Source organism: uncultured Paracoccus sp. (assembly GCF_947487305.1).
Taxonomy (GTDB): Bacteria; Pseudomonadota; Alphaproteobacteria; order Rhodobacterales; family Rhodobacteraceae; genus Paracoccus.
Genome location: NZ_CANKWH010000010.1, coordinates 76,632 through 88,444 on the forward strand (window position 1 = coordinate 76,632; position 11,813 = coordinate 88,444).

The 11,813-nt window shown below is 65.2% G+C and carries 12 protein-coding genes; 6 read left to right on the forward strand and 6 right to left on the reverse strand.

Annotation, left to right across the window (positions count from 1 at the left end; genetic code table 11):
* Positions 1–79: 79 nt before the first annotated feature.
* The 3 genes from Q1A36_RS13275 to Q1A36_RS13285 form a co-directional block, all read right to left on the reverse strand.
* The gene (locus Q1A36_RS13275; protein ID WP_299844814.1) at positions 80–925 is read right to left on the reverse strand and encodes a flagellin; all 846 of its coding nucleotides are present in this window, start codon (positions 923–925) and stop codon (positions 80–82) included.
* Between the two features lie 174 nt (positions 926–1,099).
* Positions 1,100–1,420, reverse strand: coding sequence for a hypothetical protein (locus Q1A36_RS13280; protein ID WP_299844817.1), 321 nt, complete (start codon positions 1,418–1,420; stop codon positions 1,100–1,102).
* Positions 1,417–1,572: a rod-binding protein gene (locus Q1A36_RS13285; RefSeq protein ID WP_299844820.1), complete on the reverse strand. Its 156-nt coding sequence runs from the start codon at positions 1,570–1,572 to the stop codon at positions 1,417–1,419. Before Q1A36_RS13285 ends, Q1A36_RS13280 begins: the two co-directional genes overlap by 4 nt.
* A gap of 179 nt (positions 1,573–1,751) precedes the next feature.
* Here Q1A36_RS13285 and Q1A36_RS13290 point away from each other — a divergent pair, with 179 nt between their 5' ends.
* Positions 1,752–3,098: a flagellar hook-length control protein FliK gene (locus Q1A36_RS13290; RefSeq protein WP_299844823.1), complete on the forward strand. Its 1,347-nt coding sequence runs from the start codon at positions 1,752–1,754 to the stop codon at positions 3,096–3,098.
* Positions 3,099–3,115: 17 nt separating this feature from the next.
* A complete protein-coding gene (locus tag Q1A36_RS13295) occupies positions 3,116–3,796 on the forward strand; it encodes a flagellar hook capping FlgD N-terminal domain-containing protein (RefSeq protein WP_299844825.1) in 681 nt (226 codons plus the stop codon).
* A 167-nt stretch (positions 3,797–3,963) separates the two neighbouring features.
* Here the strand turns inward: Q1A36_RS13295 and Q1A36_RS13300 are convergent, their stop codons facing one another.
* From Q1A36_RS13300 to ubiE, 3 genes are all read right to left on the reverse strand, one after another.
* The gene (locus tag Q1A36_RS13300) at positions 3,964–5,055 is read right to left on the reverse strand and encodes a Hint domain-containing protein (protein WP_299844828.1); all 1,092 of its coding nucleotides are present in this window, start codon (positions 5,053–5,055) and stop codon (positions 3,964–3,966) included.
* 216 nt (positions 5,056–5,271) lie between these two features.
* On the reverse strand, positions 5,272–6,801 hold the full coding sequence (gene ubiB / locus Q1A36_RS13305; RefSeq protein ID WP_299844831.1) for a 2-polyprenylphenol 6-hydroxylase: 1,530 nt from the start codon (positions 6,799–6,801) through the stop codon (positions 5,272–5,274).
* Positions 6,802–6,803: 2 nt separating this feature from the next.
* The gene (gene ubiE, locus Q1A36_RS13310; RefSeq protein ID WP_299844834.1) at positions 6,804–7,550 is read right to left on the reverse strand and encodes a bifunctional demethylmenaquinone methyltransferase/2-methoxy-6-polyprenyl-1,4-benzoquinol methylase UbiE; all 747 of its coding nucleotides are present in this window, start codon (positions 7,548–7,550) and stop codon (positions 6,804–6,806) included.
* A gap of 75 nt (positions 7,551–7,625) precedes the next feature.
* On the opposite strand from ubiE, the gene mutM reads away from it, so the two are divergent.
* From mutM to dnaA, 4 genes are all read left to right on the forward strand, one after another.
* Positions 7,626–8,471: a bifunctional DNA-formamidopyrimidine glycosylase/DNA-(apurinic or apyrimidinic site) lyase gene (gene mutM, locus Q1A36_RS13315; RefSeq protein WP_299844837.1), complete on the forward strand. Its 846-nt coding sequence runs from the start codon at positions 7,626–7,628 to the stop codon at positions 8,469–8,471.
* A gap of 102 nt (positions 8,472–8,573) precedes the next feature.
* Positions 8,574–9,350 carry an enoyl-CoA hydratase gene (locus Q1A36_RS13320; protein WP_101752798.1) on the forward strand — a complete coding sequence of 259 codons (777 nt, stop codon included), beginning with the start codon at positions 8,574–8,576 and terminating at the stop codon, positions 9,348–9,350.
* Between the two features lie 151 nt (positions 9,351–9,501).
* Positions 9,502–9,771, forward strand: a complete 270-nt coding sequence (gene rpsT, locus Q1A36_RS13325) for a 30S ribosomal protein S20 (RefSeq protein WP_299844841.1) — start codon at positions 9,502–9,504, stop codon at positions 9,769–9,771.
* A gap of 572 nt (positions 9,772–10,343) precedes the next feature.
* The gene (gene dnaA, locus Q1A36_RS13330) at positions 10,344–11,747 is read left to right on the forward strand and encodes a chromosomal replication initiator protein DnaA (RefSeq protein WP_299844844.1); all 1,404 of its coding nucleotides are present in this window, start codon (positions 10,344–10,346) and stop codon (positions 11,745–11,747) included.
* Positions 11,748–11,813 lie beyond the last annotated feature (66 nt).

Genomic DNA, 11,813 nt, shown 5'->3' on the forward strand with positions numbered 1-11,813 from the left:
TTCCCGATTTCTAGGAGGAGGGGGCGCGGGAGGCGGGGGGTCTGGAAGACCCCCCGCCTCCGATATCAGGACGGCTTCGTCAGCCGCGAAAAAGCGCCAGGATCGACTGCGGCGCCTGGTTGGCGATCGACAGCGACTGGATGCCCAGTTGCTGCTGGGTCTGCAGCGCCTGCAGGCGGGCCGAGGCTTCCTCCATGTTGGCATCGACCAGCGAACCGATGCCGAGTTTCAGCGAATCGGCCAGCAGCCCCATGAAGTCCGACTGGTTGGCAATCCGCTTGCCGAAGGAACCCAGCTCTGCGGCGGCATCGACCACGGTGTTCAGATAGCCTTCGATCTCGCCGAGCGCGGTCGCCGCCGTGGCCGCATCGGTGATCGCGGTGACGCCAGCGGTCATTGCGGCCTCGAGATCCTGTCCGGTCACGTCGATGGACACCATGGTCGTGGTGCCGCCGGCGCCCGAGCGGTTCAGCGACGAGATGACCGAGAAATCCGTGCCGCCATTGCCGTCGACGTCGGTTGCCAGCAGGTTGATGCCGTTCATCTGCGTCGCCGAAATGATGTCGTTGATTTCCGTCATCTTCGCCTGGATATCGGTATCGATCTTGGCGAAATCAGCGGTGTCGCTGGAGCCGCCGACGGCCAGGTTCTTCATTTCCTTCAGCAGCCCGCTGATACGCTCGGCTCCCGCGCGCGAGGTTGCCACCGTCGCGTCAGCGACGTTCAGCTGGGACTGGATGCTCTGGAAGGACGAAACGTCGGTGTCCATGATCTGGGCGATGGCCCAGATGGCCGCATTGTCCTTGGCGTTGGCGATGGACTTGCCGGTCGAGATTTCACTCTGGGCCTTGGCCAGGCCGGCATTGATCCCTTTCAGGGTCTGCAGCGCGACGATGGCACTGCTGTTGGTCAGAATGCTGGACATGGTGTCCTCCTGTTCATCGAACGATTTGCGTTCGGGGTTTGTGAGAGACCGGCCATTCTGAACCGACGGGCCGCGTGGCCCCGCATCTTCGCTGCGATCACCCTTTTATCGGGGGATGATTGATGATCGGTGAAATCGCGCTACGCTTCAAAGCCTAAGCCCTGCGCATTTGAGTCAATATCGCCGGATCTGCGGGGCGGTCGTATCGCTGACCCTGCGCTCGCCCTGATTGTCATAGGTTTCGAGCGACTGCGCGGCGTGAAGAATTTCCCGTATGTGTTCGGCGGCACCCTGGGCGCCCAGAAGGGCGGCATCGGCCAGAAGGTGCAATTCGGCCAGCCTCGCCCCGATCGCGCCGCGGTCCTCTGCTCCGGGCGGATGGTTCCGGATCAGTTGCATAAGATGCTCGACATCTTTTGCAGCCTCCCATGCCCGGCCTGCCATGATCAGGGCCTTGACCCGCTTGATCTGTCGCAGAACCACCGGCCGGCTCATTGCGGGTCGTTCCCGCCGATGCCGAGGCCGAAATCCAGTGCCCGCGCAAGGGTCGCGGCGTATTCGCGGGTCAGGAAGCTCGTGAACTGGTCTTCGCCGGCGCCGCCGCCAAACGCGTCCTGCGACGGTTTGGGGCCGGCATATTTCAGCATCTCTTCGAGAAACGCCTGTTCAAGCTGGTCGCTCGCCCGAAGCGAAGGTGCGGGATCAGGGCGGGGAGAGGGTGTTGTTGGGGTTGTGAGCATTTTAGCTTTCCGAAGGAGGATTGGGCGATCATCGCAGTCCCCGGTAAATATTCCGTAATCCGAAGCGGTTATCCTGACCGCATCAGATGAAGGACTGGGATATGGACCATGTGATGATGCCCGTGGCGGCCCTGCTGACACGGGGCGGGGCGGGCCTGGAAGCGCCGCATCCGCCGGGTGATCCCGATGCCGGGCCCGATGCCGGATTCGAGGCGCAGATGGCGGAAGACGGGATGCAGCTGTCGGGTCAGCTTTTCGCACAGGTCGAAGGGGAAGGCGCAACCGAGATGCCCGAGCTGGATGCGCGCTGCGCGGCGGAACCGGCTCTGGACTCCGCCGATCAGTCGCAGGCGGTGGATGGCGGGATATCGACGGATACTGCGTTCGTCGAAGTCCTGCCTGTGGACGTTGCGACCACAGATGGCGCCGTCCCTGAAACCGATGCTCCCGAGGACGGGGCGACGAAGGATGTGACGGGCGAAGGCGGCGTTGGCGATCTTGGCCTTCCCACGGCCGCGCCCATCGCTCCGCTGCCCGTCCGAAGGCCAGAGGAAGCAGGGTCGGGGCGGCTGCCCGGACCGAACCTGGCCTGGGGCATGGTTCCCGATGGGGCGCCGGCCGCGGTGCGGCCTGCCGACCGGACCCCGAGCGAGGCGATGGCCGAGATGCCGGCTTTGCCAGCCGCGCCGCAAGAGGTGCCGCCTTCCGCCGCCGGGCCGGAGCGGCCTGCCCGCCAAGGGGCCGCTTCGCGTGCCACGCCGCCGTCTGAGGTGAAGGGCGCGGGCGAGCCGCAGAGGGACGCGGATCTTGCTCTGGCCGGGGCTGCCAGACCGGAACCGCCAATACACTTGCCACCGCTTCAGCGGCAGACCCCAGCGCCGCCTGTCCTGATCGGGCATGACTCGGGCGGTCCCTTCGACCGGTCGGGAAGCTTGGCGGTACTGTCGCCCTTCCTCTTGCCTGAAACCGCCCACCCGGCTCATGCGGCGGCGGGCCGGACCGGTCCGATTCCCATTTCGGCCGAGACGCTGTGCCGCCAGGTGGGTGAAGCGGCGCTGAGGATGCAGGATGACCGGATCGAGATCGCGCTCAGCCCCGAGGAACTCGGCTCGGTACGGCTGGTCCTGTCGCGCGGCGAGGCTGGCGCGGCTCTGACGGTATGGGTCGAGCGGCCCGAGGTGCTGGAGATGCTGCGCCGCCATTCCGATCTGCTGATGGGCGATCTGCGCAACAGCGGTCTGGGCGACGCGAACCTGGCCTTTCGGGATGGGTCCGGTGGTCAGTCCGGAAGTGGTTCATATTCGGCACCCGGCGGACCTTGGGCAGCGAACATGCGCAGTGCCGACGCGATCGGCAGCAATGCCGGCGACGTGCTGTCGTCGCTCGGTCAACGCAGCCTTGCCGATGGCGGCAGGCTGGACATTCGGGTTTAAGACGCAGGGAGATGAACATGGTCGATCCGGTATCGGGCGGTATGACGGCGCGAGGCGCTGCGCGCCAGGCCAGCGCGGCGCGGGACGAGGCGGGTGGTCAGCAGATGTTTGCAAAGGGGGATTTCCAGACCTTCCTGCGCATGCTGACGGCGCAGCTGAAGAACCAGGACCCGATGAACCCGATGCAGGGCTCGGATTTCGCGGTCCAGCTTGCGACCTTCTCGGGGGTCGAGCAGCAGGCGCAGACGAACAAGCTGCTGACCCAACTGACCCAGCAGATGGGCGGCGGATTGGGCCAGCTGTCGGACTGGCTGGGCCGCGAGGTGCGGGTCGCCGGACCGGTCTGGTTCGGCGAGAAACCCCTGACGCTGGATATCGCGCCAGACCCGCGCGCCGACAGCGTGCAGCTGGTGACGCTGAGCGCCAGCGGGCGAGAGTTGTCACGCGAAGAGATCGGCGCGGGCAAGGGACAGGTCGACTGGTTCGGGCGCGACGCGCTGGATGCGAAACTGCCCGACGGGCTCTACCAGTTCCGCGTCGAAAGCTGGCAGGATGGCAAGCTGATCGCCCAGGATGTGCCCGGTGCCTATTCCCGCGTGATCGAGGCCGAGCTGGCGCAGGGCGGGGTGCAGCTGGTGCTGGAAGGCGGCGTCGCGGTGAAGAGTGACGAGATCGAAGCGGTGCGGGACGGGGCATGAAGTGACCGCTTTCCGGTGACGCTGGTGCCTTGAGCCATCGCAGGCTCGCCGGGGGTGGGTCTGAGTGTTCTGGTCGTTGCCGCAGCGGGATGGTCGAAAGCGTCAATGGGGCGACTGACATGCGGCACCCTCCGGACGCCGGTGTCCGCATCAAGGCCAAGTCGCGCTCAGGACAGCAGCGGCTTGCGGTTCTGCAGGTGACGGTTGGCCAGCTTGCGTGCCTGCCGGCCCGAGGCCAGCATCCGGGCCGCGATGACGGCACTGGGGTCGATGTCACGCAGATGCGGGAAGAGCGTATAGATTTCCCGCCGCGCGGCAGGACCGACCGAGCGCAGCGCCTCGGGTCCCGGGTAGAGCGATTCGCTGAGCGCGCCGTTGGAGCGGATGACCTCGTGCTGGTCGAAGACCAGATGATAGTACCGGAATTCATCGAGGTCAGCGGCGATGTCGATGCGATCGAGCTGCAGAAGCTGCTTGGCGGCAACCAGCACCTCGTCGGTGTCAAACATTCGCTGCGCGATCCGCGAGCGGATCAGGATGCGGTGCTGGGGCGACACAAGCAGGTCGCGGTCGGGCAGGCCGCAGCCAAGGGCTCCGGCCGAAATGCGGATCGGACGCAGTTCGGGGTGGCGCTTCAGCATCGCCGCGGTGACGTCGGAATAAAGCGACAGGCGCAGGGGAATGGCGCCGCGATCGACCGAGACGATCAGGTCGCCGGGCACGAGGGTCTCGACCGCGCGTGGCCCGGTATCCGTGTCGATCATCGTGCCGCTGACGAAACAGATCGGATTGTCGTCCAGCGTGCCGGGAAAGAACGGATCGAAATTGCCGATGCCACCCTTGAAGCCCGGCTCTGCAGTAATGTTGGTCTCGGTGGGGCGATGCAGCGAGATGAGCACCGCCGTTGGCGTCGATGTCATCCCCTTATTTGACGTGCTGTAGGCTCCGGTTGCCTCGAGCCCATGCCCGTCATAGTTTACATCGGAAGTGCCGAGATAGCCCGAATTGTCCGAGGGGGTTGGAGCGGTCGAGTTGGCAAGCGCCGCCCGCAACTCCGCTGAACCGACCCTGTCGTCGCCATTCGTGTCGATGACAACAATGCCAAAACTGGCCTGAGCGGTCGGGGAAAGCGCATCGAACTCGGTCTGCGTCCCGAAGAACACGCGATACTCTTGGGTGGCCCCGGTGTTCAGCACCCAGTTTTCCTGGTTGGTATTGGTCCGCGTCATCGGGGTCAGGTACCAGGTAACAGACGGCATTCAACAGGCTCCCATGTCACGCGCGGTAAAGCAGCGGCGGTAGAATAAAGACTACGATCGAACGGCTAGCCTCCTAAGACGAAAATGCCGAAAGACCGCGAAATCTGTCCAATTGGATAGATGTTTCGCGGTCGTACTCGTGTCAGTCAACTGAAACTTCACCGAAATCCGGGCATGTAATCGAAGGTGCCGGGCCATGCCGCGACAGAATGCCGGTCAGTTCAGCAGCAGTCCCACGGCCACGCCCACGGCGAGACAGGTCGCCGCAATCCAGGCAAGCGGCGCGCGGCGCGGCTGGGGTGCGGCCCCGATCTCGGCCCGGTGGATGCGGTCCCACAGCGCCTGATCGACGACCTGCGGCAGAAGCGGCGCATAGCGGCTGATGGTCTGGGCGATGCGTCTGGCGTCCTGCGCCATGGCGCGGGGGCCAAGGTTGTCGCGGATGTAGTCCGTGACCACCGGGCGCGCCGATTCCCACATGTTCAACTGCGGATCGAGCGAGCGGGCGACGCCCTCGACCACCACCATGGTGCGCTGCAACAGGATCAGCTCGGTCCGGGTCTGCATCCCGAAGCGCTCGGTCACTTCAAAGAGATAGGAGAGCAGGCTGGCCATAGAGATCTGGCTGGCATCGGCGCCGAAGATCGGCTCGCCCACCACTCTGAGCGCGCGGGCGAACTCGGCCTCGTCGCGGTCGCGGGGGACGTAGCCGGCCTCGAAATGCACCCGGGCGACGCGGCGGTAATCGCGCTGGATGAAGCCCATCAGGATCTCGGCATAGACCCGGCGGGTATATTCGTCGATCTCGCCCATGATGCCGAAATCATAGACGATCAGGTCGCCATTGGCGGCGACCTTCAGGTTGCCGTGATGCATGTCGGCATGGAAGAAGCCGTCGCGCAGCGCGTGCTGCAGGAACAGCTGGATCACCCGGCGGCCGAGATCGACCGTGTCGTGACCGGCCTCCATGATCGCCCGGCGGTCGCCAAGCGGAATGCCCTCGGCCCAATCGGCGGTCAGCACCCGGCGCGAGCTCAGATGCCAGTCGGGCAAAGGCAGGGCGAGGCCGGCATCTTCCTTGGTGTTCTCGTAGAATTCCGAAGCCGAGGCCGACTCGAGCCGCAGGTCCAATTCGCCCGAGACCACCGATTCGAAATGGCTGACCACATCGCGCGGGCGCAGGCGGCGGGTGGCGGGCAGCAGCCGCTCGATCAGGTTGGCGCCGAAATGGAAGGCGTCGATGTCGCGGCGAAAGGCGGCCTCGATGCCGGGTCGCAGGACCTTGACGGCGACGTCCTTGCCGCTGCTGCGCAGCGTGGCGCGGTGAACCTGCGCGATCGAGGCGGCGGCGACCGGCTCGGAAAATTCGCTGAAGATGACATCGACAGGCTGGTGCAGCTCAATCTCGACGATCTGCCGCGCCGCCTCGGTCGGGAAGGGCGGCAGCTTGTCCTGCAACATGCGCAGCTGGTCGGCCAGTTCGGTACCGACCACATCGGCGCGGGTCGAGAGGATCTGGCCGAACTTGATATAGGCCGGCCCCAGCGCGGTGATGGCGCGGGTGACGGGCGGCAGGTTCGGATCGCCCTTGTAGCCCAGCCAGCGGAAGGGCCAGCCCAGCATCCGCGCCGCCATGCGCAGCCGCGGCGGCGCATCGACGGCATCCAGCGCCACGCCCATCGCGCCCGTGCGTTCGAAGGTGGCGCCGGTTCGGATCAGGCGCAGGATGTTGTGCGGGCCGCGCATGGTTACAGCTTCCAGCCCGAATGCAGGGCCGCGATGCCCATCGACATGTTGCGGTATGTCACCCGCTCGAATCCGGCCTGCCGGATCATCGAGGCGAAGGCCTCCTGGTCGGGGAAGCGGCGGATCGATTCGACCAGGTATTGATAACTGTCGCGGTCGCCCGTCACCGCCTTGCCCATGGCCGGGATGACGTTGAAGGAATAGCGGTCATAGGCCCATTGCAGTGCCGGGCTGGGCAGCTGCGAGAATTCCAGCACCATCAGCCGGCCACCGGGGCGCAGCACGCGAAAGGCCTCGGCCAGCGCGTCGGGAATGCGGGTCACGTTGCGGATGCCGAAGCTGATCGTGTAGCGGTCGAAGGTGTTTTCCGCGAAGGGCAGGGCCATGGCGTCGCCAGTGACCCAGCCAAGCCGGTCGGCCAGACGCGCGGCCTCGGCGCGCTTGCGGCCCTCGATCAGCATCGACTCGGTCATGTCGCAGACCACCACCTCGGCCTCGGGCGCGCGTTCGAGGAAGCGGAAGGCGACATCGCCGGTGCCGCCGGCCACATCCAGCAGGCGCTGGCCGTTGCGCGGCGCCAGCCAGTCCATCATCGCCGCCTTCCAGACCCGGTGGATGCCCACGCTCATCAGGTCGTTCATCACGTCATAGCGCGAGGCGACGCTGGTGAAGACCTCATGGACCTTGCCGGCCTTCTGGTCCTCGTCCACCGTCTGAAAGCCGAAATGCGTGGTTTTCTTGTCGCTCATGCGCTTGCCGTTCTGTGTCTGCACCGCCAGATAAAGGCCGCGCGCCGCCGGCACAATGCGTCGAAAGGTAATCAATTGCCAGAACTGCCCGAAGTCGAGACCGTTCGCCGTGGCCTGATCCCGCATCTCGAGGGTCGCGTGATTGCCCGGGCCGAGGCACGCCGGCCCGATCTGCGCTGGCCGCTGCCGGTCGACCTGGTGCAGGTGCTGACCGGCGCGCGGGTGACGGCGCTGCGCCGCCGTTCGAAATACCTGCTGCTGGATCTGGACCGGGGCGGGGTGCTGTTGATGCATCTGGGCATGTCGGGCCGACTGCTGGTCGAAGGCGCTGGGCTTGCGGGCTTTCACCGTGACCCGTCGATCCTGTCGCGGCACGATCATGTCGTGCTGACCACCGACGAGGGCACCAGCATCACCTTCAACGATGCCCGCCGCTTTGGCATGGTCGATCTGATCCGCGAGGGCGAGCCCCATCCGCTCTTGGGCCATCTCGGCCCCGAGCCGCTGGAACCCGATTTCAGCGCGGCCTATCTGCACGCGGCCTTTGGCGGCAAGAAGGCCCCGGTGAAACAGGCGCTCTTGGATCAGCGCATCGTGGCGGGGCTTGGCAATATCTATGTCAGCGAGGCGCTGTATCGCGCCGGGATCGATCCGCGCCGGCAGGCCGGACGGATCGGTGAGGGGCGCATCGAGGCGCTGGTCGGGCATGTCCGCGATGTGCTGGCCGAGGCAATCGCGGCGGGCGGCAGCAGCCTGCGCGACCACCGGCAGGCAACCGGGGAACTTGGCTATTTCCAGCACAGCTTCCGGGTCTATGACCGCGAGGGCGCGCCCTGTCCGGCACCGGGGTGCAGCGGCACCATCCGCCGGGTGGTGCAATCGGGGCGATCGAGCTTCTATTGCCCGACTTGCCAGCACTAGCGGCAGACCTGCCGGAATTGAACAGTTGCGTCTGTTACTGGTCAGCGCGGGCCGAGCCTGTTAGGACTCGCCCGAAATCGCACTATCACAGGGGTTGAGCCCATGGCTTATGACTGCATCATCGTCGAGATCGAAGACGAGGTCGCGCTGATCCGCCTGAACCGTCCCGAGGCGCTGAACGCGCTGAACAAGCAATTGCTGGAAGAGTTGGCCCAGGCACTGACCGAGGCCGACCAGAACGACAAGGTGCGCTGCATCGTGCTGACCGGTAGCGAAAAGGCTTTCGCCGCCGGCGCCGACATCAAGGAAATGGCCGAGAAGAGTTTCGTCGATGTCTTCGTGGGCGATCTCTTCACCGCGCCGACCGAGGCGATCCTGCGCGTGCGCAAACCGATCATCGCAGCGGTCAGCGGCTATGCGCTGGGGGGCGGCTGCGAGCTGGCGATGACCTGCGATTTCATCATCGCGGCCGAGAATGCCAAGTTCGGCCAGCCCGAGATCAACCTGGGCGTCATCGCCGGCATCGGCGGCACGCAGCGCCTGACCCGCTTTGTCGGCAAGTCCAAGGCCATGGACATGAACCTGACCGGTCGTTTCATGGATGCGGCCGAGGCCGAGCGTTCGGGCCTTGTCAGCCGCGTCGTGCCCACCGCCAAGCTGATCCCCGAGGCCATGGCCATCGCCGGCAAGATCGCCGAGAAGTCGCAGGTCGCCGTCCGCGCCGCCAAAGAGGCGGTGAACCGGTCGTATGAGACCACGCTGCGTGAAGGCCTGCTCTATGAGCGCCGGCTGTTCCACTCGCTGTTTGCGACCGAGGACCAGACCGAGGGCATGGCGGCCTTCCTCGAGAAGCGCGAGCCGCAATTCCGCGACAAATAGGGGTTTTCTTCAGCGCCGGCTTGCCTTATAGGCCGGTGCCACATGCGCGTGGGCCCGCTTAGGCAAGAATCATGTCCGTTTCCTTTCGGGGAATGGCGGCCTTGGGTCTTTTGCGCAACCGAGATGCAGATAGACCGATAGGACCGAAGACATGGCCAATACCCTCCAATCCAAGAAGCGCGCCCGCCAGACCGAGCGCGTCACCGCCATCAACAAGGCGCGCCGTTCGCGCATCCGCACCTTCCTGCGCAAGGTCGAGGAAGCCATCGCCGGCGGCAATGCCGAGGCGGCTGCCGAGGCCCTGAAAGTGGCCCAGCCCGAACTGATGCGCGGCGTCACCAAGGGCGTCTACCACAAGAACACCGCCTCGCGGAAAATCTCGCGCCTGGCCTCGCGCGTGAAGGCGCTGGCCAAGGCCTGAGTCGGCGTCCGCGTCCTTCTGACGCGGCGGAACTTGCGCAGCCTGCAGAGGTTTCGCGGTGAGAGATCAGAACAGGGGTGCGGGCGTCAGGCTCGTGCCCCTGTTTCGTTCTCGGATTCATATCTGGCTGATAAGAAACACTTAATTGGGTCGTTTGGAATTTATCCTTGCCGGTCAGGGGGCTGCGCAGATTCGTCCGGTGCCGGATGCTGTCAAGCGCATTGATCAGTTGCGCGCCTGCAAGCGGGGTTGCTAACTTCCCCTCAGCGATTCACCTCGCGCCTGGGGGATTGTCGCGAAACGTGACCTTGGCTGCCGCTTCGGGTCATCATCGAGACAAGGCAAACGGGATGGCAACATCCCTGCATGAGTTCCCGTTGGCGGGCTGCCACCTGCCGTTGGGAAGACGTGTGATCTGGTACGGCCTGACGGCTTCGGCAGCGACATATTCTGTCGCGGGCCGTGCATGTCTGCCGCCAGAGGCTGAGACCATGGCGCGTCGGCAAGGATCGCGGCTGTCACCCCGAACGGGGGGCAGAACCGGGGCAGAAGAAACGACAAGGCGTTGGCGAATGGACAGTATCTGGGGGCAGGCATGTGGAAATCTCAAGAATTCCGTCGGGGCGAATAACTACAATCACTGGATCAAGCCGTTGCGGCTGGTCAGCCTTGATGACGGAATCGCCGAATTCGCGGCGCCGACCCGCTTCATGTCCGATTGGGTCAACCGCCATTTCGCCACCGCGATTCTGGGCGAATTGCAGCGCAGCGGCCACCGGGCCGAGCGTCTGCGCTTCACCATCTCGGCCAATCGCCCGACCAGCCCGGCTGCGGCCGCGCCGGCCGCCGCGCCCGTGCGTGCAGGGCGGATGACCGCCTCGGCGGTCGAGCCTGCCAGCGCCGAGGCCGCCGCCAGCGCCGCCACCCGCACCGTCGATCTGGGCGCGCCGCTGGATGCGCGCTTCACCTTCGAGAATTTCGTCGTCGGCAAGCCGAACGAGCTGGCCCATGCCGCCGCGCGCCGGGTGGCCGAGGGCGGGCCGGTCAGCTTCAACCCGCTGTTTCTCTATGGCGGCGTCGGCCTGGGCAAGACCCACCTGATGCATGCCATCGCCAGCGAATACATCGCCCGCCATCCCGATGCGAAGGTGATGTATCTCTCGGCCGAGCAGTTCATGTACCGCTTCGTGCAGGCGCTGAAGGACAAGAGCATCCTCGACTTCAAGGAGATGTTCCGTTCGGTCAATCTCCTGATGGTCGATGACGTGCATTTCATCGCCGGAAAGGAATCGACGCAGGAAGAATTCTTCCACACCTTCAACGCGCTGGTCGATCAGGGCAAACAGATCGTCATCTCGGCCGACCGCGCGCCGGGCGAGATCAAGGGGCTGGAGGAGCGGATCAAGTCGCGCCTTTCCTGCGGCCTTCTGGCCGATGTCCACCCGACCACTTACGAGCTGCGCCTCGGCATCCTGCAATCCAAGACCGAGGCCTTCCGCCAGCAATATCCCGGCCTCGAGATGGCGCCCGGCGTGCTGGAATTCCTCGCCCACCGCATCACCTCGAACGTTCGGGTGCTGGAAGGGGCGTTGCAGCGCCTGTTCGCCTTCGCGAGCCTGATCGGGCGCGAGATCACGCTGGACATGACGCAGGAATGCCTGACCGACATCCTGCGCGCCTCGGATCGCCGGGTCTCGATCGAAGAGATCCAGCGCAAGGTGGCCGAGCATTACAACATCCGTCTGGCCGACCTGATCGGGCCCAAGCGCGTGCGCAATGTCGCCCGGCCGCGCCAGATCGCCATGTACCTGTCCAAGCAGCTGACCAACCGCTCGCTGCCCGAGATCGGCCGCCGCTTTGGCGGGCGCGATCATACCACCATCATGCATGGGGTGAAGAAGATCGAGGAACTGGCTGCCAGCGACGAGGCGCTGTCCGAGGATCTGGACCTGTTGAAGCGCCTGCTCGAGGCTTGACCGCCCCCGCTTTTGAATTGAAATTCTTGTGACCGCCCGCAAGGGCGGCTACAAAGCGGGTCCGGG